This is a genomic window from Mycobacterium sp. E1386 (genome assembly GCF_001672745.1).
Taxonomy (GTDB): Bacteria; Actinomycetota; Actinomycetes; order Mycobacteriales; family Mycobacteriaceae; genus Mycobacterium.
Genome location: NZ_LZKH01000261.1, coordinates 34,250 through 55,287, shown reverse-complemented (window position 1 = coordinate 55,287; position 21,038 = coordinate 34,250). Strand labels below are relative to the sequence as shown.

At 64.9% G+C, this 21,038-nt stretch carries 21 protein-coding genes; 8 read left to right on the top strand and 13 right to left on the bottom strand.

The features are described 5' to 3' along the window. The first annotated feature begins 66 nt into the window (after positions 1–66). The 4 genes from A5709_RS26745 to A5709_RS26730 all read left to right on the top strand — a co-directional run bounded on the left by A5709_RS26745 (position 67) and on the right by A5709_RS26730 (position 3,743). A complete protein-coding gene (locus A5709_RS26745) occupies positions 67–597 on the top strand; it encodes a nuclear transport factor 2 family protein (protein ID WP_082953521.1) in 531 nt (176 codons plus the stop codon). A gap of 133 nt (positions 598–730) precedes the next feature. Continuing rightward, on the top strand, positions 731–1,963 hold the full coding sequence (locus A5709_RS26740) for a CaiB/BaiF CoA-transferase family protein (protein WP_068011940.1): 1,233 nt from the start codon (positions 731–733) through the stop codon (positions 1,961–1,963). After that, positions 1,960–3,198 carry a cytochrome P450 gene (locus A5709_RS26735; RefSeq protein ID WP_068011939.1) on the top strand — a complete coding sequence of 413 codons (1,239 nt, stop codon included), beginning with the start codon at positions 1,960–1,962 and terminating at the stop codon, positions 3,196–3,198. Before A5709_RS26740 ends, A5709_RS26735 begins: the two co-directional genes overlap by 4 nt. Next, the gene (locus A5709_RS26730; RefSeq protein ID WP_068011938.1) at positions 3,198–3,743 is read left to right on the top strand and encodes a hypothetical protein; all 546 of its coding nucleotides are present in this window, start codon (positions 3,198–3,200) and stop codon (positions 3,741–3,743) included. The genes A5709_RS26735 and A5709_RS26730 overlap by 1 nt, the downstream gene beginning before the upstream one ends. Positions 3,744–3,801: 58 nt before the next feature. Here A5709_RS26730 and A5709_RS26725 read toward each other — a convergent pair whose 3' ends face one another. From A5709_RS26725 to A5709_RS26690, 8 genes are read right to left on the bottom strand one after another with little or no spacing between them, the layout of a single operon-like run. After that, positions 3,802–4,404, bottom strand: coding sequence for a TetR/AcrR family transcriptional regulator (locus tag A5709_RS26725; protein WP_068011937.1), 603 nt, complete (start codon positions 4,402–4,404; stop codon positions 3,802–3,804). Between the two features lie 22 nt (positions 4,405–4,426). Next, entirely contained in the window at positions 4,427–5,596 is a 1,170-nt protein-coding gene (locus tag A5709_RS26720; RefSeq protein WP_068011936.1) for a lipid-transfer protein, read from the bottom strand. Next, the gene (locus A5709_RS26715) at positions 5,593–6,045 is read right to left on the bottom strand and encodes a MaoC family dehydratase (RefSeq protein WP_068011935.1); all 453 of its coding nucleotides are present in this window, start codon (positions 6,043–6,045) and stop codon (positions 5,593–5,595) included. Before A5709_RS26715 ends, A5709_RS26720 begins: the two co-directional genes overlap by 4 nt. Next, positions 6,042–7,151 (bottom strand): acyl-CoA dehydrogenase family protein, encoded by a 1,110-nt coding sequence (locus A5709_RS26710; protein ID WP_068011934.1) that lies wholly within the window; start codon positions 7,149–7,151, stop codon positions 6,042–6,044. Before A5709_RS26710 ends, A5709_RS26715 begins: the two co-directional genes overlap by 4 nt. A 21-nt stretch (positions 7,152–7,172) precedes the next feature. Beyond that, positions 7,173–7,586: a Zn-ribbon domain-containing OB-fold protein gene (locus A5709_RS26705; RefSeq protein ID WP_068011933.1), complete on the bottom strand. Its 414-nt coding sequence runs from the start codon at positions 7,584–7,586 to the stop codon at positions 7,173–7,175. Beyond that, positions 7,586–8,161 carry a MaoC family dehydratase N-terminal domain-containing protein gene (locus tag A5709_RS26700; protein ID WP_068011932.1) on the bottom strand — a complete coding sequence of 192 codons (576 nt, stop codon included), beginning with the start codon at positions 8,159–8,161 and terminating at the stop codon, positions 7,586–7,588. The genes A5709_RS26705 and A5709_RS26700 overlap by 1 nt, the downstream gene beginning before the upstream one ends. Next, on the bottom strand, positions 8,158–9,357 hold the full coding sequence (locus A5709_RS26695; protein WP_068011931.1) for an acyl-CoA dehydrogenase family protein: 1,200 nt from the start codon (positions 9,355–9,357) through the stop codon (positions 8,158–8,160). The genes A5709_RS26700 and A5709_RS26695 overlap by 4 nt, the downstream gene beginning before the upstream one ends. Then, a complete protein-coding gene (locus A5709_RS26690; RefSeq protein WP_068011930.1) occupies positions 9,357–10,529 on the bottom strand; it encodes a cytochrome P450 in 1,173 nt (390 codons plus the stop codon). The genes A5709_RS26695 and A5709_RS26690 overlap by 1 nt, the downstream gene beginning before the upstream one ends. A 261-nt stretch (positions 10,530–10,790) precedes the next feature. Between A5709_RS26690 and A5709_RS26685 the strand changes: the two genes are divergently transcribed. Continuing rightward, on the top strand, positions 10,791–12,251 hold the full coding sequence (locus A5709_RS26685; protein ID WP_068011953.1) for an aldehyde dehydrogenase family protein: 1,461 nt from the start codon (positions 10,791–10,793) through the stop codon (positions 12,249–12,251). Then, positions 12,248–14,641, top strand: coding sequence for a CaiB/BaiF CoA-transferase family protein (locus tag A5709_RS26680; protein ID WP_068123693.1), 2,394 nt, complete (start codon positions 12,248–12,250; stop codon positions 14,639–14,641). The genes A5709_RS26685 and A5709_RS26680 overlap by 4 nt, the downstream gene beginning before the upstream one ends. Before the next feature lie 42 nt (positions 14,642–14,683). On the opposite strand, the gene A5709_RS26675 is transcribed toward A5709_RS26680, so the two are convergent. The 3 genes from A5709_RS26675 to A5709_RS26665 all read right to left on the bottom strand — a co-directional run bounded on the left by A5709_RS26675 (position 14,684) and on the right by A5709_RS26665 (position 17,080). Next, entirely contained in the window at positions 14,684–15,160 is a 477-nt protein-coding gene (locus A5709_RS26675) for a MaoC family dehydratase (RefSeq protein ID WP_068011928.1), read from the bottom strand. Further along, positions 15,157–16,350 carry an amidohydrolase family protein gene (locus tag A5709_RS26670; protein ID WP_068011927.1) on the bottom strand — a complete coding sequence of 398 codons (1,194 nt, stop codon included), beginning with the start codon at positions 16,348–16,350 and terminating at the stop codon, positions 15,157–15,159. Before A5709_RS26670 ends, A5709_RS26675 begins: the two co-directional genes overlap by 4 nt. A 100-nt stretch (positions 16,351–16,450) precedes the next feature. After that, positions 16,451–17,080 (bottom strand): cysteine hydrolase, encoded by a 630-nt coding sequence (locus A5709_RS26665; protein ID WP_068011926.1) that lies wholly within the window; start codon positions 17,078–17,080, stop codon positions 16,451–16,453. A 50-nt stretch (positions 17,081–17,130) separates the two neighbouring features. On the opposite strand from A5709_RS26665, the gene A5709_RS26660 reads away from it, so the two are divergent. Beyond that, entirely contained in the window at positions 17,131–17,568 is a 438-nt protein-coding gene (locus tag A5709_RS26660; protein ID WP_068011925.1) for a nuclear transport factor 2 family protein, read from the top strand. 7 nt (positions 17,569–17,575) lie between these two features. On the opposite strand, the gene A5709_RS26655 is transcribed toward A5709_RS26660, so the two are convergent. Together A5709_RS26655 and A5709_RS26650 are read right to left on the bottom strand one after the other, a co-directional pair. Further along, on the bottom strand, positions 17,576–18,478 hold the full coding sequence (locus A5709_RS26655; RefSeq protein ID WP_068011924.1) for a TIGR03619 family F420-dependent LLM class oxidoreductase: 903 nt from the start codon (positions 18,476–18,478) through the stop codon (positions 17,576–17,578). Then, the gene (locus A5709_RS26650) at positions 18,475–19,590 is read right to left on the bottom strand and encodes an acyl-CoA dehydrogenase family protein (RefSeq protein WP_068011923.1); all 1,116 of its coding nucleotides are present in this window, start codon (positions 19,588–19,590) and stop codon (positions 18,475–18,477) included. The genes A5709_RS26655 and A5709_RS26650 overlap by 4 nt, the downstream gene beginning before the upstream one ends. Positions 19,591–19,833: 243 nt before the next feature. Here A5709_RS26650 and A5709_RS26645 point away from each other — a divergent pair, with 243 nt between their 5' ends. Beyond that, on the top strand, positions 19,834–21,033 hold the full coding sequence (locus A5709_RS26645; protein ID WP_369806139.1) for an amidohydrolase family protein: 1,200 nt from the start codon (positions 19,834–19,836) through the stop codon (positions 21,031–21,033). Positions 21,034–21,038: the final 5 nt, after the last annotated feature.

The following is a 21,038-nucleotide window of genomic DNA, read 5'->3' as shown; positions in this document are numbered from 1 at the left end:
TCACCGGCGTCCGCCTACGATATTGCCATGGCCACTGGATCGAAGAGTTCAGCTACCGATGACAGGTTGGACCGAGTGGAGTCGAGTCTCGCGATCAGCCAGCTTCCCATCCGGTATGCAATGGCACTCGATGCCCGTGATCTCGACGCGTTGGTGGCGTTGTTCATCGACGATGTCGATGCCGGGGCCGAGGGTCGCGGCAGGGAAGCGTTGAAGCGTTGGTATGACCGCGTGCTCCGGCGGTTTTACCGCAGCATCCACCTGGTGTGTGGGCACCAGTTCGACTTTATCGACGCCGATCACGCGACCGGAGCCGTTTATTGCCGCGCCGAACACGAGGAAGGCGATGGGTGGTACGTGATCACGATGCGTTACGACGATGTCTACGAGCGTCGCCGGGGCCAATGGTGTTTCGTCAAGCGACGGGAGCACGCCTGGTATTCGGTCGATGTGACGGAGCGTCCGGGTCCGGAATTCATGCGCTGGCCGGGCGACGTCCGGTTGCGTGCGGCCATGCCCCAGCGGATGGCGACCTGGGAGGCCTTTTGGGCCAAGGGAGATCCGGCGCTGCCCGAACGGCTGTCGGCGCGTCCGTGAGCGTTCGCGGCCGGCCACGCCGATGCCATCCCGGTTTACAATCGGTTCTGAAACTGACATTCTCGGACATGCAAATACGCGTTATCGCCATTGCCAACCCGTTAGCGCGCTCGCACCCGTGCACTGTGACCCAATGGAGGCCGTCATTTCCGTCGACAAAGTACTCAGTGGTGTGCGCGTGCTAGAGGTTGCCGCGTGGACCTTCGTACCGTCGGCAGGCGCCGTGCTGGCGGAGTGGGGTGCCGAGGTCATCAAGGTCGAGCCGCGCGAGGGCGGGGACCCGCAGCGTGGCCTCGTGACGATGGGCATCGTGGACGAGGGTGGTGGCCAGGTCAACTACATGATCGAAATTCCGAATCGTGGCAAGAAGTCGATCGGCGTCGACCTGAGCACGCCCGGTGGCCAGGACGTCATCCGCAAGCTCGCGGCCGGCTGCGACGTGTTCCTCACCAGCTATCTGCCCGGCCGTCGTAAGAAGCTGGGCATCGACGTCGACGACATCAGGGCCGCCAATCCGAGCGTCGTCTATGTGCGGGGGTCGGGCCACGGACCGAAGGGACCGGACTCGGACAAGCCCGGCTATGACGGCGTCTCCTACTGGGCCCGCGGCGGCATCGCCACCATGCTCACCGAGGACGGCGACGAGCTGGTGCGCTCACGGCCGGCATTCGGAGACCTGCTTGGGGGCATGGCGATCGCGGGCGGGATCGCGGCCGCGTTGTACAAAAAGGCAACCACCGGACAGGGATCGGTGGTCGACGTCTCCCTGCTCGGGTTGGCGGCCTGGAACCTCAGCCCCGATGTCGCAGTGAGCCAGATCCACGGCGGCACATCCATTCCCAAGTACGGACACGCCGACGCGCCCAACCCCTTGGTCGGGACCTACCGCACCAAGGACGACCGCTACGTTCAGCTGATGATGCTGCAGCTCGACAAGTTCTATCCCGAAACGATGCGCGCCATCGGCCTGCCCGAATTGGTCGAAGATGAGCGTTTCGCCTATCCCGCAGCACGTTTCGCCAACCGGGCGGAACTGATCTCGCTCATGGACGATGCGTTTGCCCAACACACCCTCGCGGAATGGCGTGAGCGGTTGGCATCCGTCTCCGGGGCGTGGGGTGTGGTGCAGACGCCGGCGGAGCTGTGCCAGGACCCGGCGGTGACCGCGAACGGCTATGTCGCGAACACGACGACGATGAACGGCGCGCCGTACTCGTTGCCCACCAACCCCGTCCAATTCGACGAAAAGGCCGTTATCCCTCTGGGCGCGCCCGAGCATGGTCAGCACACCGAGGAGGTGCTGATGGAAGCGGGCCTGGACTGGGACACCATCGAAGCCTACAAAGAGGCCGGAGCGATTCTGTGACTCCTACTACGCCACAACAGGTCTCAGAAGACGATGCCGAATTCGATCCCTTCTCTGAAGATTTCTTCAACGGGGCGTACGACACCTACCGACGCCTGCGCGACGGTGCCCCCGTCTACTACAACCCAAAGTGGGACTTCTGGGCGCTGACCCGCTACGACGACGTGGCGCCCGCCACCAAGGACCACGAAACGTATTCGTCGGCAAAGGGTGCGACGCTGGATATGGTTCAGGCGCACGACGACGCGATACCGGTGCCCAAAGTGATCATCTCGATGGATCCGCCCGAACACCAGAAGATGCGCAGGCTGGTCAGCAACGTGTTCACGCCCCGCGCCATCGCGGCGTTAGAGGACATGGTGCGCGAGAAAGTCTACGAACGCCTTGACGCGCTCGACTCGTCCTCGTTCGACGTGGTGGCCGATTTCTCGGCGCTGTTCCCGAATGAGGTCATCACCACCATGCTGGGAGTGCCCAAGCAAGACCGCGACCAGATCCGCATTTGGCTGGATCTGCTCCTTGAACGCCACCCGGGTGGGATCGCCACCACCGCCGCCGGTCGAGAAGCGTCGATGAAAACCGGGCTCTACTATTACGACCTCGTCCAGCAGCGCCGCGCCGAACCTCGTGACGACATGATCAGCCGGCTCATCGAGACCGAGATCGAGCGGAACGGGCAGGTGGAGAAGCTCACCGACGTCGATATCACCGGATTCGCGACCATGCTTGGGGGAGCGGGCGCCGAGACGGTGACGAAACTCGTCGGCAACGCCATGGTGGCCTTCGCCGACTTTCCGGATCAGTGGCAGAAGCTGCGGAAGGACCGCAGCAAGGTGCCCGCCGCCGTCGAAGAATTGTTGCGCTATGAGGCGCCCTCCCAGTACCAGGTGCGCACCGCCACCCGCGATGTGGCGTTGCATGGCAAGGTGATTCCCGAAGGGGGTGCCGTACTGCTGGTCACCGGTTCGGCGACGCGTGACGAACGGATGTTCCCCGATCCCGACCGGCTGGACATCGACCGGGAGCGCAGGATGGGCTTCAACCTCGCGTTCGGGTATGGCGTGCACAGTTGTTTGGGGGCAGCGCTGGCGAGGATGGAGAGCCGTATCGCGCTCGAAGCGCTGCTCGATCTGCTCCCTGACTACGAAGTCGACCGCGACGGGCTGCGGCGGGTGGCGATGGCCAACGTTTGTGGGTGGTCCAATGTGCCCGTGCGCAGGAAGGGAGAAGCGTGATGTCCGATCGAGTGGCTCGGCACCGAAGGATCGCCCACGCGAAATGGGAGGCCTACGCCCAGGCTCCGGAGACCCAGAAGATCACCTACGGCGAGGAGTGGGTGTACGCCCCGGACGCCGTCATGATGTGTCCCTTGTTCAACGGCGGTACCGACCACGTGATGGCCGACCTCGCATCGGAGCAGGTGCTCGAAGCCATACAGCAGTATGCCCCCGGTGGAGATATGCTCACGTGCGAATTTCGCATGTGGTGGAAGCACATGCCTGACTTTCGAATCGTCACCCCCTTTGACTGCAGGGCCGCCGATTGGGGATTTGCGGTCCGCGACACTTATGCGGGGACGCTGGCCAACGGGACGGTATTAAACCTCCACGAATGGGATTATGTCTGGGTCAACGAAGAGGGGCAGATAACGCGCTGGGATTGGTTCGTTGATTCGGCGGAGTGGTTTCCCTTTCTCGACCTCATTGGCCTACCTCGAAACGGCGTGACTTACCAGGACTACACCGTAAATTTTCTGCGCCAAGGCAGCCTGGTGGGCTGACGTCGGGGCGACCCATCGGCCGCTGGGCCGCGGTTCGTCGCCGCGCGCCAAAGACGTCCTACGACCTCCCGCGCCGATCGCCCAGAAACCCCCGCACCACGTGGTTACGCACGAACTCGGCCACCGCCGCGTCGTCGCCGATGTCGATGTAGGGCGACGGAGTGGTGAACAGCGAAAACAACATTCGCGCGAACCACTCGGTTGCGGAGCGGATGTCGAGGTCACTGCGGACCTCTCCCGTCAGGCGCGCCGCCGAGACATATGGGGCGAAGAACTCGCTGCATTCCTGCAATAGGGTCGCCGCGTTCTTGGTCAACATCAAGTTGACCTCTTCCCGGTCGAAATACGACTCGGGCTCCACCACCCGGCGGGCCTGGGCGACGAAAACGCTTGCGCGAACCAGTTTCTCCTCCAGGGTGCTGCCGCCGTCATTGTCGATCGCCCTGGCCATTTTGCGGTAGAATCGCTGTGACGCCGCCTCCGCGCAGGCCTCGACGATCGTTTCCTTGTCCCGGAAGTACTCGTAGAACGTGCTCCGTGACACCTCTGCGGCGCGTGCGATGTCGACGATCGTGGTCTTCTGTAGCCCGTGCGTACGGAAGCAGGCGAACGCGGCCGAGATGAGCGCCGCGCGGGTGTCGACAGCGGTAGCCTGTGTCATCGGCCTTCCTCGCCCAACGTGTTCAGTGATCGGGAGCGAGGATCAAGCCGCTGGTCGGGACGCCGGTGCCCGACGTGACCAGTACGTGTTCGACGTTGTCCACCTGATTGTGCGACGTGCCGCGCACCTGACGAACACCCTCGGTGATGCCGTTCATGCCGTGGATGTACGCCTCGCCGAGCAGCCCGCCGTTGGTGTTGATCGGCATACGGCCACCGAGTGACAGCTCGTCGACCGAGACAAAGTCCTTGGCCTCGCCCCGGCCGCAGAATCCCAACTCCTCGAGTTGCGTGAACACGAACGGTGTGAAGTGGTCGTAGAGGAACGCCGTCGATATGTCCTGAGGTTTGAGGCCGGAATCCCGCCACAGCTTGTCGCCCACGACTCCCATCTCGGGCAGCCCGGTGATGTCCTCGCGGTAGTAACTCGTCATCACCTCGCCGTCATAGGCGGCGCCCTGAGCGGCGGCTGTGATGACGGCGGGCGGCTTGGCGAGGTCTCGCGCCCGCTCCACGCTCGTCACCACCATCGCAACGCCGCCGTCGCTTTCCTGACAGCAGTCGAGCAGCCTGAGCACCGGTTCGATGATCCACCGTGACTGCTGGTGCTGCTCAAGGGTTATCGGCTTGCCATAGAACCAGGCGTCTGGATTGTTCGCGGCGTGCTTGCGGTCGATGACGGAGATCTTGCCGAAATCGGCGTTGGTGACCCCATAGGTCGTCATGTAACGGTGGGCGTGCAAGGCGACCCAGGCAGCCGGCGTCATGAACCCGAACGGCGCGTAGGGCGCCATCCATAGCGGTGTCACGCCGGGCTGACGGCCAGCGCCGCCGAAGCGGAAGCCGGAGCGCTCGTTGAACGCGCGGTAGCACACCACCGCCGTCGCCGCGCCCGTCGCGACCGCCATGGCGGCCTGCATGACGGTTCCCGCCGCCGCCCCACCGCCGTGCGGGACCCTTGTGAAGAACGTCAGGTCGCGGATGCCGACATTGCGCGCAACCTCGATCTCCTCGTTCTCGTCGACGCTGAAGGTAACCATGCCGTCGATGTCGGCGGGCCGCAGGCCGGCGTCGCGGATCGCGGCGATGACCGCCTCACAGGCGAGCTGCATCTCGGTGCGACCCGATTCCTTGGAGAACTCGGTCTGGCCGATTCCGACGAGCGCCGTCTTACCGCCGATGCCGTCGCTCATGCATCGACACCCTGACGCAAGCTGAGTACTGCGGTCGCCGAGACGTGATCACCCAGGCTGTTGGTGCCCTTGAAGGTGACCTCGACGAGTCCTTCACCGTCGGCCTTGGACTTGTCCGTGACAGAACCCGTGAACCGCAGCGGATCGTTCGGGTAGGCCGGAACGCCGAGGCGGATGGACAATTTCTTGATCATCGCCTCCGGTCCCGCCCAGTCGTGCAGGAATTTCGCGCACAGACCGTTGGTCGTGAGGATGTTCAGGAAGATGTCCTTGGATCCTTGGGAATTCGCAAAATCCCGGTCGTGGTGGACCGGCATGTAGTCGCGGGATGCGATGGCCCCGGCGACGATCAGAGTGGTGGTAACCGGAACATCCAGCGGGGTTACTTCGTCGCCCACGTTGATGGAATCCCACGCCAGCGTGGTGGTGCGATCGACGGTGGAGGTCATCTGCTTCCTTCCGGGTAGGTCGCGCCCAGGCGGGCGAGTTGCTGGGGGGCCGCGCCGAGGGACAGCTCGATCTGCTTGGCCCACAAGAAATATCGGTGAAGCGGGTAGGTGATGTCGATGCCTATGCCGCCATGGACTTGTTGGGCCGACGCGACGACCCGCGCTCCGGCCTCAGCCGCCCAGAACTTCGCGATGGCCGCCTCGCGCGCCGCGGGCCGGCCCTCGGCGATCAGCCAAGCGGCGTGCCAGGTGGTCCAGCGGATTGCCTCGACGTCGATGAACGCGTCGGCCAGTCGTTGCTGCACGGCCTGGAACGAGCCAATCGGCCGGCCGAACTGCTCGCGCTCGCTGGTGTAGGAAGCGGCGATCTTCAGCGCCCGTTCGGTAACACCGATCTGCATCGCGCACAGCCCGATCAAGGCCCTGGTATGCAGCAAACCCACCGCGTCCGCGGCGCCGGACCCGTTCAGTCGGTGGCCGAGAGCACCGGCGAGTTCGACGTCGGCGTGGGGCTCGGCATTGGTGGTGCTTGCGGGCGTGATCGTGAGGCCGTTGGTCGCAGTCTCGACAACAAACAGGGCCGGGCCGTCGTCGGCCTGGGCCGAAACCACGATCGCGTCGGCCAGCTGCGCCGCGGGTACGAGTTCCTTGCTGCCGTCCAAGACCCAAGCGTCGCCGTCGGCGCGCGCGATCGTGCGTGGCGCCGTCGGGTCGGAGTTACCCGCTTCGGCGAGGGCGGCGGTCAGAATCGCACCGCCGTCCGCGACCTTCGGCAGGTATCGCTGCTGAATAGCGGAGTCACCGTGGCGTGCAATGGTATCCGCGCCGAGCACGAGGGTCGCGTAGAGCGGGACCGGCGCGACGCTCCAGCCGGCTTCGGCGAGCAGCACGCCGAGTTCCAGGAATCCGCCGCCGCTGCCGCCAACGGACTCGGGCAACGCGATACCCAGCAAGTCCGACGATGCCAGCTCGCGCCACAGCTCTGGGTCGTAACGAACCTCGCCCGATTCCAGATCGGCGAGATGCTCAGTGGTGCAGCGGTGCTCGAAGAGCTGGCGGGCGACCTTGCCGACCGTCTCTTGTTCTTCGGTAAAGGAGAAATCCATGCTCGCGTGCTGCCTCGTCTGTCAGGGCGCAGGCCGGAACTGGTGCAACACCAGCTCGTCACCGCTCGGGATGGCTTCGAACTTCTCGTAAAAGACCTCGACAGGCAGCCCGACCTTGATGGCGGCGGGCTCGATATCGCACAGGTTCGACACGATGCGTACGCCTTCGTCGAGCTCGATCAGGGCGACCACGTATGGGTACTGGAGGAATGGCAGCGGAGGATACTGCGGCATCACAAAGCTGTAAACCGTTCCGCGTCCGGTCGATTCGACAGAATCCCAATTGAGCGACTGGCAGTTGCCGCACATCGGGCGAGGCGGAACCCGCAACGCCTTGCAGTCTGCGCACCGCTGAATCAGCAGCTTGCGGTCCTTGAGGCCCGACCAGAAGAACTCGGTGTCCGGACTTATCGACGGAGCTAGCCTGGTCGCCATCAGTCCCCAGCCGTTCCGGCGGGGGCCCCACCCGTCTTGAATCGCAGCGTGCGGAACCACTGGCGGCCGATAACTTCGCCATTCTGATCGCGATAGGTGGTCACCCACGTGACGAAGAATCCGTTGCCCATTGCCGTCGTCTTCTCGTCCGAAATCGAGTCGAAAACGGTCTCACCGGTGATCTCGTCACCGACGCGGGGATAGCGTTCGATTTCGAACTCCGAGTTCGTCGCGATGATGCCCGTGTAGCCCGCGTCGGAGAGAAATTGCAGCGGATTCTTCTTGATTTCGATCGGCACGCCGCCGCGTTCATGGATACCTGCGAGCTTGGGGGGCGGCATCGTCCAGCTCTGCAGCATCACCGGCGGGGAAACCAGGGCACCGTAGCGGGACTGCTCCGCGAACTCGGGATCGAGGTAGGCGGGATTCATGTCGTCCAACGCGTACGCCCAATGCCGAATCATCGCGGCGTTCACCGGATCGGGGGCGCGGGCGGGCTTGCCGACTCCGTCGGTGGGCGTCCCGATCAGCGCGTCGAGGCGCTCGCGCAGTTCGTCTTTGGCTAGCTCTGTCATGCAGATTTCCCCTTTTCGGATGCGCGCACTTCCCGGGGCGCGCGGGGCATCCCGAGACCGGCCATAGCGATGATGTCGCGTTGGAGCTCGTTTGCTCCGCCGCCGAACGTGTTGATGACGGCCAAGCGGTACGCACTCTCCAGCTCGCCCTTGAGCGGGCCCGCCGGGCCCTTGCGCACACCGGTCTGTCCCACCACCTCAAGCAGTTCCCGCGCGACCTGTTGGGTGAGTTCCGTGCCGAATACCTTTGCCGCGGAGGCCTCGCCCATGCCGAGTGCGCCGGCGCTCATCGTCGCGTTGACGCGCAGGTTGAGCAGCCGGTAGGCCGCGACTTGCGCTTCCACCCGCGCCAGGGCCTGCTGAACCCAGGGTTGGTCGATGACGGTGCCGTCGTCGAGCGCTGTCGTCGACGCCCATTTGAGCGTCTTGTCGAAAAGCGGTTCCAGGGCACCAAGATTGCCGAGCGCTGCGCGTTCCAGGTTGAGCTGGTTTGTTACCAACGTCCAGCCCTGGTTCTCGCCGAGCACGACGGCGCTCGCGGGTACCCGGACGTCGTCGTAGAAGGTGTAGTAGGTAGATACGCCCGGCATGGTGCGCAGCGGCTTCCAGGAAAACCCCGGCGAGTCGGTCGGCACGATGAAAAGTGTTATGCCCTTGTGTTTCTTGGCGTTCGGGTCGGTACGTGCCGCCAGCCAGATGTAGTCGGCGAACTCGGCACCGCTGGTGAACATCTTCGAACCGTTGATGACGAACCCATCCCCGTCACGCACCGCCGTGGTACGCAGCGACGCTAGATCGCTGCCGGCCCCCGGCTCCGAATAGCCGATCGCGAACTCAACGGTGCCCTTGAGGATGGCGGGCAGGAACTTGGCCTTCTGCTCTTCGGTGCCGTACTGAATCAGCGTGGGGCCCACGGTGTTGAGGGTGATCATTGGCAGCGGGGCGTTCACCCTGCGCGCTTCTTCCGAGAAGATGGACTGCTCGAGCGCGGTCAACCCGCCGCCCCCGTACTCCACCGGCCAGGCAACTCCGAGCAGGCCGGCCTCGCCGAGAGCGCGCCGACATTCGGCGATCGCGGCGCCTCCCTCGGCGAGATTGGCGACGGCGGCGCGGCGCTCCGGGGTCATCACCGCCTCAAGGCGGGTCCGGTAGTCCTTGCGGAGCTGCTCTTGTTCGGGCGTGTAGTCGAAGTTCATCAGCGGGCGGCTCCGAGGCGAACCGGCATGCGTTTGACACCGGGCACCATCGTCGCGCGAAGCCGCGACACGTCACCGGTAAGTTCGATGGTCGGGAAGGCGCCCAACAGAACCTCGAACATGACCCTGGCCTCCAAACGGGCGAGCTGCGCGCCCAGGCAGGCGTGCTCGCCGGCACCGAATGCGATGTGCGGGTTGGGGTTACGGGTGATGTCGAACTCTTCGCTGGTGGGCCCGAAAATTTCCTCGTCGCGGTTGGCGGAGCCGTAGAGCATGACGACGGTGTCGCCGGCCTTGATCTGCTGGCCGCGGATCTCGACGTCCTCGGTGGCTTGCCGGGCCATGTGCGTGACCGGGCTGGTGAATCGCAGCATCTCTTCGACCGCGCAAGGTAGCAGCGATGGGTCCGATCGCAGCAGGGCGAACTGCTCGGGGTAGTCAATCAGCGCCAATGTCCCCAGGGCGATGAGGTTGCGGGTGGTTTCGTTGCCCGCAACCAACAGCAGGAAGGAGAAGTTGAGCAGGTCCTCGTCGCTAAGGCGTTCGCCGTCGACCTCGGCCGCGGCCAGGATACTGAGCAGGTCGTCTTGGCCGGTGACTTCGCCAGAACGCCGGGCGGCAATGAGCTTGGTGAAGTACTCGTACAGCTCGGTGAGCGCGACCACTGAGTCCAATTCGATGTCGGGGTCGGCGGTGCCCACCGCGGCGTCCGACCAGGCCCGGAATTGCTCCCAGTCTTCGGGCGGTGCTCCCAGCATCTCGGCGATCATCCGGGTGGGTAGCGGAGCGGCGATTTCGTCCGCGAACTCGTAGTCCCGCGACGGGTCCACACCGTCGACGATGCCCTTGACGATCTGTCGCACCTTGGGCTCGAGCAACTGCACCTGGCGGCGGGTGAACCCCGAGTTGATGAGCTTGCGAAGCTGCCGGTGGCGCGGGGGATCGGTGAAAATCAGATTCCCCTCCTGGACGGGCTCGGGCTGGGCCGGGTCCGGGATCGAAATGCCCTTTGTGGACGAGAAGGTCAGTGGGTGGCCCGAGACATAGCGAATGTCCTCGTATTTCAACAGCGCCCAGAAGTTGGTGACATCGTTCCACACGACGGGCGTTGTGTTGCGAAGCTCTCGGTAGGCCGGGTATGGGTCACCGGCGTAGAAATCGGGCGAGTGCAAGGGAACAGTGGTTGTGGGCACGCCACGCCTTCCTCGACGCTGAGAGCTGGTCCGACAGATCAGAAAAGAATGTCCGTTTCCATGGTGTCTACCGTAGACCGGAGCTGTCTGTCAATCGGCACGTATATGCCGGAAAAATAGCGTTAATTGGCGGTTGGCCCGCCCTGACGGGTTGTGTACACGCAGTCAAAGTATGTAAGTTCTCGGGAGGCGTCGCCCGCGCCGCGCTGCGGGCAAGCAGTCAGGGAAGGCAGGCGGATGATGGCTGGGTCTCGGTCCCTCCTCGACGCTGAGGGGCACTACATCGGCGGACAGTGGACCGACCCGGACAGCGGGCGTTACGACGTCATCAACCCCGCGACCGAAGCGGTGATCGGAACGGCGCCCGATGCCAGCGTGGCGCAGGTGGGGCAAGCGATCGCCGCCGCGAGGACTGCCTTCGACACGGGTCCGTGGCCGGCGGCCGAGCCCGCCGAGCGCGCGCGATGCCTGCAGCAGCTCAGCGACGCACTACTGGCCAGAGGCGAAGAGATCTACGCCCTGGCCCAGGCCGAGTGGGGCTGTTCGGCAAACGAGCGGCTGATTCACGTGGACGGTCCGGTCTTCATGGTTGGTCATGCCGCTGAGCTGGCGGTCGAACCCGCCGAGGCGCCGTTGGATGCCTGGGGTGCCGCGGGCACCACGCTGTTACGCTACGAACCGCTCGGCGTGGTGGCGGCGATGACCCCGTGGAACTTCCCACACACCCTCAACGTCATGAAATTGGGAGCGGCGCTGGCGGCCGGAAACACGCTCGTGCTCAAGCCGTCACCGCTGACGCCGCTCGCGGGGCTCGCCCTCGCCCGAATCATCCACGAGGACACGGACATCCCGCCGGGTGTGGTCAACGTAGTGACACCGACCAGCGTCGAGGCCAGCCGAAGTCTGACCCTGGACCCGAGGGTCGACATGGTCAGTTTCACCGGCAGCTCGGTCGTCGGCCGCGATGTGATGGCGGGCGCGGCGACCACCATGAAGCGCGTCCTGCTTGAGTGCGGCGGAAAATCGGCGACCATCCTGCTTCCCGACGTCGACGTCGGCGACGAATTGATGGAGCGGCTGCTGTTCGAGGGCTGCACGATGCACGCCGGTCAGGCCTGCATCCTCAACAGCAGACTTTTGCTGCCGGATGCCATCCACGACGAGGTGGTGGACCGACTCGCCGCGCTGGCCCGTGCGGTCGTGATCGGCGACCCCGTCGATCCGGCGGTCACCATGGGACCGTTGATCAGCCGCGAGCACCTCGATCGCGTCGAGGGCTTCGTCAAACGCGCTGAAGCCGATGGCGCAACCGTGGTGGTAGGGGGATCCCGCCCCAAGAATCTGAACAAGGGCTTCTACTTCGAGCCGACGATACTCACCGACGTTTCGGCCGAGTCCCACATCGCACAGGAGGAGGTGTTCGGACCGGTCTTGACGGTGCTGCGGTACCGCGATGACGACGACGCTGTGGCCATCGCCAACAACTCCGCCTACGGGCTCGGGGGTGCGGTGTGGGGAAGCGACATCGACCGTGCGGTGGGCATCGCCCGCCGGATCCGGACCGGGCAGGTGTCGATCAACGGCACAATTCCCGGGGACGCGCCGTTCGGTGGCTTCAAGCAGAGTGGGATCGGCCGGGAGGGCGGTGTGATGGGACTGCGGGCCTACATGGAGCCAAAGGCTATCGGGATACCCGCGTGAACCGGCCGCTGACGGGATTGCGCGTCGTCGAACTTGCCTCCGAGATCGCGGGGCCCTATTGCACGAAGCTGCTCGTGGACCTCGGCGCCGACGTATGCAAGATCGAGCCGCCGGCGGGCGACCCATTGCGCCGGTGGGGCCCGTTCCCCTCAGCGCTTCCGGATCCGGACCGATGCGGGCTGTTCGAATACCTCAACGCGGGAAAGCGCGGGGCAGCAGTCGATTTCGGTCAGCAAAGCGCGCGCGCGACCCTCGCCGAATTGATCTCGACGGCGGATGTGCTTGTCGAGGACTTGGCCGCAGACTCGAGTGCACGCTTCGAGCTGGGCTTGGACGTGGAGTCTCTGGGCCGGATCAACCCCAAACTTGTCGTCGTCCGAATCTCGAGCTTCGGCCAGGAAGGCCCGCTGCGCGATCGGGTGACGACACCATTGACCCTCCAGGCCGCCGCAGGCTGGGTCAATGTGCGCGATCCTGGGCGGGCTCCGGTGCAGGGGGGTGCCCGCATCCCGGAATACATTGCGGGCGGCTACGCGGCCCTCGGCGCGCTGACGGGATTGCGAATCGCCGCCGCCGGAACGAACAGGCCAGTCGAGGTGGACGTCTCGGTGTTCGAGTCGTTGCTGTCGACGCTGCCTTACCCCATGCTGATGGCGGCTCGATTGAAAAGCCTTGGCCTGCCGACCAACTCCAAAGCAGCACCGATGCTGGGAATCGTGCGGGCCGCCGATGGCTGGATCGGCATCAACTGCCTCACCGGCCAGCACTGGCTGGACGTGTGCGCCATGGTCGGGTTGCCGGAGTTCGGCGAGCATCAACTCGCGGTCATGCTCGGTGGGCCCGAGCGCGGCGAGTTTTTTGCCAAGGCGCAGCCGTTTCTCGATTCGATGACCGTCGCCGATCTGGTCGACCTGAGTCAGGCCATGCGGATACCCGCCGCGCCGGTCACCGAAGGCGACACCATCCTTGCGTGCCCGCAGTATGCCGAGCGAGGGTTCTTCATCAAGGCGGCCGACGCATCGCAATTCACCAGACCGGGAGCGCCATTTCGGTTTTCGAAGACACCGGTCCCGCCACCGCTGCCCGCTCCAGTCCTGGGACGAGACGCGCAGGCCGCCTGGGGCGAGCGCGGCGCACGCCGCCGGGACAACGACGTCCCAAATGTCGCCCTGCCCTTCGCCGGGTTGAAGGTCTTCGACCTGAGCACCTTCTGGGCGGGTGCCTACCTGACGTGCTACCTCGGCGCGTTCGGGGCGGACGTGGTCAAGGTCGAATCCATCCAACGCCCCGACGGCCACCGCTACTCCGGCTCGTTGCTGCGCGAAGGGGACGACTGGTACGAACGCGGGCCGCTTTGGCAGGGAACGAATCTCAACAAGCGCGACATCACCCTCGATCTCACTTCTGCCGCTGGCCGTGAGTTGGCCCTGCAGCTGGCCGGTCAAGCCGACGTCGTGGTGGAGAACTTCTCGCCGCGCGTGGTCGAGCAGTTCGGACTCGACTATGAGTCCGTCGCGAAGATCAATCCCGACGTGATCATGGTGCGGATGCCCGGATTCGGCCTACAGGGGCCGTGGCGCGACTACGTGGGTTGGGCGCTGAACATCGAACAGGTGTCCGGAATGTCGGCCATGACCGGTTACCCGGATGGCCCGCCGTGCAACCTGCAGGGCCCCGCCGACCCGATCGCCGGCGTACACGCGTGTGTGGCGTTGTTGGCTGCGCTCGAGCACAGGCGGTCGACCGGCGAGGGGCAGCTCATCGAGGTCGCGCAGATCGAGGTTGGTGCCGCGGTGACCGCCGAACCAGTGATCGAGTACTCGCTGACGGGCACGGTGCGGCCGCGCGAGGGAAACCGACACCGCGTATACGCCCAAGGCGTCTATCCGACGGCCCTCACCGACGAGTGGGTCGCGATCTCCGTGCGCGACGACGCCGACTGGTGTGCGCTGCTGGAAGCCGTGGGCCGCGACGAGCTGCGACACGACCCGAGGTTCGTGACCGCGGAAGCTCGTCGGCAACATCATGACGAATTCGACGAGGTCCTCGCGAGCTGGACGTGCAGGCGACCCGCCGGGGAGCTGGTGGCAACCCTGGCCCGGCACCGCGTCCCGGCCGAGCGATTGCTTTCGGCCGACGAGATGTATGACATCGAACAGCTCGATGCGCGCGGTTTCTATCAGGATGTGACGCATCCGATCACCGGGCGACAGCGATTTCCCGGCTGGCCATTTCAGATTTCGCCGGGCCCGGCACACCATCACCGCACCGCCGCACCGACGCTGGGGCAGCACAACGCCGAGATCCTTGGAGCGCTTGGACTGTCCGATGCGGAAATCGACGCGTTGCGCGAGCAACGCGTCATAGGGCAACGCCTGCTCAACGCATAGCGATGGGTTGCCGCCCGACCCTCGATCGCTTGCGTCGTAGGGTCAGGCGTCGACCATCGCCGCGATGGTGTCTACGACACATGCCGGCCGGTCGTTTCCTTCGACTTCGACCGTGACACGCACCGTGGCTCGTCCGCCCTTGTCGGTGCGTTCGACCTTCAGCAGCTCCGCGCCGGCCCGGATCCGTGAGTCGACCGGTACCGGTGCGGGGAACCGTAGCTTGTCCGAGCCGTAGTTCACCTGCATCGCCAGCCCCGTCACCTTGTAGATCTGTTGCACCAGGATGGGCACCAGCGACAACGTCAGGTAGCCGTGTGCGATGGTCTTGCCGTATGGCCCGGTGGCCGCCCTCTGCGGGTCGACATGGATCCACTGATGGTCGCCCGTCGCCTCGGCGAACAGGTCGATCTCTTTCTGCGTGACCTGGCGCCAGTCGCTGTAGCCGAGGTGTTCGCCCACGTGCGCCTCGAAGTCGGCGATCCCGTCGTACACCTTCGGATACGTGGGCGCCTGGGTCATGCCGCGACCTTGAGCTTCAAATGCTCAATGGCGTTGCCGCCCATGATCTTCGCCTTGGCCGACTCCGACACGCCGTCAAGCCGGTCGACGAAGCTCAGCGGGTCGCCGATGCCCTCGGGGTGGGGGAAGTCGGAGCCGAACATCACGTGGTCCTCGCCCATGATGTCGACGATGCCCTTGATGTCGTCTTCGAGGAATGGGTGGATGTAGATGTTGCGCTTGAACACCTCGACGGGATGCTCGTCGAACTCCTTGGGCATGATCTTGTAGGCGGTGTTGAGCTGCTCGAGCAGGTTGCGCACCCAGCCGCTGCCGTTCTCGACGCAGAAGATCTTCAAATCCGGGAAACGTGACAGGGCGCCATGGCAGATCATCGCCGCCAGGGTGTCCTCGATGGCCCGATGGCCCATCACGACCTCGCGCAGCGCGCTCGGCTTGAAGGACAGGTACTCGTCGCCGCCCTCCCACTCCATCAGGTGCTTCTGGTAGCCACTGTCGGAGGCGTGCATGGTCACCGGGATGCCGGCGTTGACGACCTCTTCCCAAAATGGATCGAACTCGGGCAGGCCCATGGACCGCGAGCCTCCGAAGCGGCTGGGCACCGGTGCGGGCCGGACCAGGAATGTCTTCATACCCCGCTCGAGTCCCCAGTGCAGCTCTCTGATCGCCTCGTCCACCATTGGCAGGCAGATGACGGGAGTGGCGAAGATTCGGTCGTGGTAATTGAACGTCCAGTGTTCGTGCATCCACTCGTTGAGCGCGTGGATGATGGCGTGGGTCAGCACGACGTCGTCGGTGGTGCGTTCCTCGATGAGGCTGGCGAGGGTCGGGTACATCACGCACTGGTCGAGGCCCAGCTCGTCCATCAGCTCCAGTCGTGGGGCGGGCGACTGGTAGGCGGGGATGACATCCATTGCCTCACCGATGAATTCGCGGAAGTTCAGACCCTCGGGGTTCTTTCCCAGGAAGTAGTCCTCGGCGCTGCCCGGCCTGGCCACCCGCGCGAACGTCGGGTTGGGGATCATGTGGCTGATGCGGTCCTTGACGACGAGCTTGGGCCGGCCATTGACCTCGACGTAACCGACCTTTCCGCGGTGTTCCTTCGGGAGGTACTTGGTGAGCGCGTCCGTCGTCTCATACATGTGGTTGTCGATGTCGAAAACCGGATAGGGCAAGGAACGGGGAGACACGGGACTTTCCTCCTGAGCAGCGAATATGATCATTTACGCTAGACGAGAATGACGTTATCATCCCCGCCGCTTAACATCCAGGCAGGGGTGGTGTTATCGGTCAGGTCAACGCATTCCACACGTCGATAACCGCACCGGACGTGGTTACCGTGGCCAGCAGGGACAGCGTGTTGTCGATGACCGCATCTGCGTACTCTCGCGGGAATCCACTGACCGCATCGCGCGGCAACACGAATTGGTAACCGCGGTTGACCGCGTCCATGACAAAATTCGTGATGGCCACGTTGACCGAAACGCCCACCCCCACAATCGTCTTGACGCCCAGGTTGCGCAGCACAGAGTCGAGATCGGTCCCGCCCATCGGGCCGAGGCCATGGATGCGAGTGAGCACGAGGTCGGTATCGGCGGGACCCAACTCGGGCAGCACCGATGCCCCGGCACTGCCGGGCGTGAGGTCGACGGGGAAGGACTTGCCGGCCGCGAACAACCGGGCGTTCGTGTTGGAGCCGCGACCGTCCGCGCGCCGCTGGGTGAGACAGTGCACGACTGCGACGCCGGCCGTCCTGGCGGCCTCGACCAAGTTGACGATGTTGGGCACGGCCTCGCGTTGGGCTTCTTCGGCGAGCAGCGGCAGGCCGGCCTGCGGCCCTATCACCCCGCCCTGGCATTCCTGGGTGACCAGCACTGTGGTGGCAGGATCGATCAGGTCTTTCAGGCTTGGTTGCGGCATGAGAATAGACGTTATCGTGTCGCGGACGGGAATTTTCGACAGGAGGACCGATGGAGGCGTGGGAGCTCGAGGTTCGGGAGTCGGTGCGGCAGACGTTGGCTGACTACACCGCGGCCACAGATCGATTCGATCTTCGCGCCCTGGCGGCGTGCTTCGGCGACAATGGCGTGCTGGAGTTCACCGGAGGCGCTAAGCCGCTGAGGGGACCCTCGGAGATCGAGGCGGGTCTCGGCGCCGCTGTGACCCAGTCGGGAGAACCCGGGCGGCTGGCGCCGACTCATGTCCGCCACCACCTCTCCAGCATCCGGTTCGGGTCGGTGGCGCGCGACAGGGTGGAAGTCAGCAGTTACTTTGCCGTCCACACCGACATCGGGCTCGACCACTGGGGGCGCTACCGCGACGTACTGACACCCGTCAACGGTCGGTGGTTGTTTGCCCATCGCCGGATCATGGTGGACGCCTTCGCCACCGGCAGTCTGATGGCCTGACAACGCGTCACCCCGCGATGAACTCGTCGGCGAAGGCGCGGGAGCGGTCGATGAGTTCGGACCGGTCGGCGCCGGCCGGTGCGATGGTCAGCCAGGTGACCCCGGCCGCCTCGAGCCGTGCGATGGTCGCGTGGCGCTCGTCGGCCGACTTGCCGTCGTCCAGCAGGTTGCCCGCCGAGAAGCAGATGTCCAGCGGTGTGGTGCGGCCGATCTCGCCCGCGTATTGCTTGGCCCAGTCGATGGCGAGTTCCAAGTCGTCGATTGTGGAGATCTCCGCGGTGCGCGACGCCGCCGCATAGCCAAATGTGTTGAACGGGGCCCAGCCCTGTGCGCGTGACACCGCCCGGCGAACCGCCGCCTTGCTGTTGCCGCCGACCCACACCGGGGGTGGAGTCGCGGGCAGCGGGCGCAGCCGTACACCGCGGGCACCGAACGACGTCCCGTCGTAGGCGAGGTCCTCGCCGGTGAGCACCTTGTCCAGCACATCGAGCGCCTCGTCGAGGAGTGCGCCCCGTTTGTCGAAATCGACTCCCAGGGCCTTGAATTCGGGCTTCAGGTAGCCCGCGGCGGTGCCTAGGATCAGCCGCCCCCCGGAGAGCACAGCGAGGCTTTGGATCGATTTGGCGCCGAGGAACGGGTTGCGGTAGGCGGCGATGTAGACGTTGGTCAGAAGTTTGACACGACTCGTGGCGGCGGCGGCGAACGCCAACGCCACGAACGGATCAAGGGCGTGGTGCCCGCCGTGGTCAAGCCACTTTGCGTCCGGCGCGGGGTGGTCGGTGACGTGGACCGCGCCGAACCCGCATGCCTCGGCTGCGCGCGCGATGTCGGCGATCGCATCAGCGGTCACGAACTGGTCGACCGCCTCGACGCGTTGGGTGGGCAATTCGAGGGAGAATGAAACGGTCACAACGGTCCTTTCGGTGCGGGGACGAGCGTGGCCAGGCGTTGGGCGTGATAATCGGGGTCGCCGAAGATCAACTGGGTGGCCTTGGCGCGCCTGACGAAGAGGTGGGCGTCGTGTTCCCAGGTGAAACCGATACCGCCGTGGATGCGCATGTTGTCGAGCGCGACGTGCAGGAAGGCCTCTGAACAGACGAGTTTGGCAACCGATGCTGCGGTCGGCAGGTCGTCGGTGTGAGCCACATCGGCCGCATGCTCAACGGCCGACCGTGCACCCTCCACCTCGACCAGCATGTCCGCGCAGCGGTGCTTGATCGCCTGGAAACTGCCGATCGGCCGACCGAATTGAATTCGGTGCTTGGCATAGTCGACGCCCATATCCAGGCAGCGTTGCGCTGCGCCAACCTGTTCGGCCGTCAGCGCAACGATCGCCAAGTCCGATGTGCGTGCCAGGAAATCCGCAGCGCCGCCGTCGGTGCCGATCAACGTCGCTTGCGCACCGGCGAATTCGAGCCTGGCGAGCTTACGGGTGCGGTCGAGGCCGGCCAGCGGCGTGCGATGGACCCCCTCTCGCCCGGTCCGAATGGCGACCAGAGAGACGCCGGTGTCGGTGTTGGCCGCGGCAAGGATGATGTCCGCGGTGTGGCCATCGATCACGAGCGGTGCCTCACCGTGGATCCGGTAGTCCGGTCCGGCCCCCTCGGCCCGCAATGTCACGGCGGCGGGGTCCCAGGCGCCAAGGCGGCCGTTGAGGATCAGCGTCGCGGTGGCAGAGCCGTCAACGAAGCCGGGGATGAACTCTTCGGCCGCGGCATCATCGCCGCTGGAGAGAATGGCCTGGGTGGCCATGGCTAGGGTGGCGAAGAAGGGGGAGCACAGCAACGCGCGCCCCATTTCCTGGAAGACGACCGCCAGTTCGGCCATGCCCGCACCCGCCCCACCCCATTGCTCGGGAACCCCGATGCCGTGCAACCCCAACTCGCCGGCCATCTGGCGCCACGATGCCTCGTCGTAGCCGGTTTCCGTCGCCATCAACTTGCGCACGGTCTCGCTGGGCGATGTGGCCGTCAGGTAGTCCCGAACGACGTTGCGGAGCTGATCGAGTTCACTCGTGGGCATGCGCAGCCTCCCGATGCAGCCGCGTCACGGAATCAGAACGAACCCGTATGCGCGTGGGCGCCGGTTCGATCGTGTTGTCCGCCAGCGATTGTGAAGGTGCCATGTCTCCTCTGCGCGGTCGCACTCGAGTTGGTGGGCCTGTGCGCAAGCGCTCCGGCCGGCCAGCCGGGATGGCCATTGCCGAATCAGGATAGTATGTTTCTTGAGATTAGAGAATTTGTATTCTCGCTAAGGAGCGAAGCGGTGACGACGACGAAACTGGATTACGGCATCTTTGACTGTGACACCCACTGCTACGAGACGCGCGACGCGTTCACCCGCTATCTGCCGGAGGAATTCCGGGATCGGGCGATCACCACCGTGCGGGGAGCCGACGGCGTCGAGGTAATCCTGGCGGGGCACCGCGTGGCCACCTTCAACAGCGAGGGCGGTCTGGGACTTGACGTCGCTTACCGGCCCGGCTCGCTCAAGGAGATGCTCAAGCAAATGGGATCGGGCAACCCCGAGGAGTCTTACGAGCCGCAGCCCATGCAACCGGAATTCATCGAGCGTGCGGCACGCCTGGCCGTCATGGCGGACCAGAACATCGAGCGTATGGTCATCTACCCAAGCGGTATGGCGCTGGCGGCCGAGCACTATGTCAATGACACACCCGCGCTCTATGCCAATCTGCGCTCGTTCAACCGATGGTTTGATGAGGAGTGGGGTTTCAACTACGAAGATAGGATCTACGCCACGGCGCTGATGTCGTTGCGCGACTTGGATTCTGCGATCGCAGAGACGGAGGCGATCATCGCGCAGGGCGCAAAGTTCGTGTTGCTGCCGACCGGGCCGGCCTACGGCCGGTCCCCGGGCGACCCTTACTTCGACCCCGTCTACGCGCGGTTGGAGGAGGCCGGCTGCGTCCTGGTCTTCCACATCATGCCGTTCTGGTATTTCGACGCGATCTCACCCGCATGGGGACAAAACCCCGATCCGGCCTCGTGGCACATGTCGGCGTGGCAGTGGATGAACATCTACGGGCAACGGCCCATCGAGGAGACGTTGTCCGCGCTCATCTTCGACAACCTCTTCGGTCGTTTCCCCCGTCTGAACGTCCTCGTCGCCGAACACGGCGCGGAATGGGTGCCGTTCTTCGTCAGGCACATGGACAAGAGCCGCGGCATGGGCCGTAACGGTCCATGGATCGGCGGAAAGTTGACGGAGCGGCCGTCAGCGATCTTCCGCCGTCATGTCCGCGTAGTGCCGTATCCCGAGGACGACATCCCGGCGGTCGTCGCGGGGCTCGGATACGACGACTGCCTGGTCATGGGGTCCGATTACCCGCACGCCGAAGGCCTCGCCGAGCCGGCCGAATTCGCCAGACTGCTCGATCCCCTCGACGACGCCGCCAAGCGGCGGATCATGCGCGACAACGCCCACCAACTGCTCACCCCCAGTTAATAGCG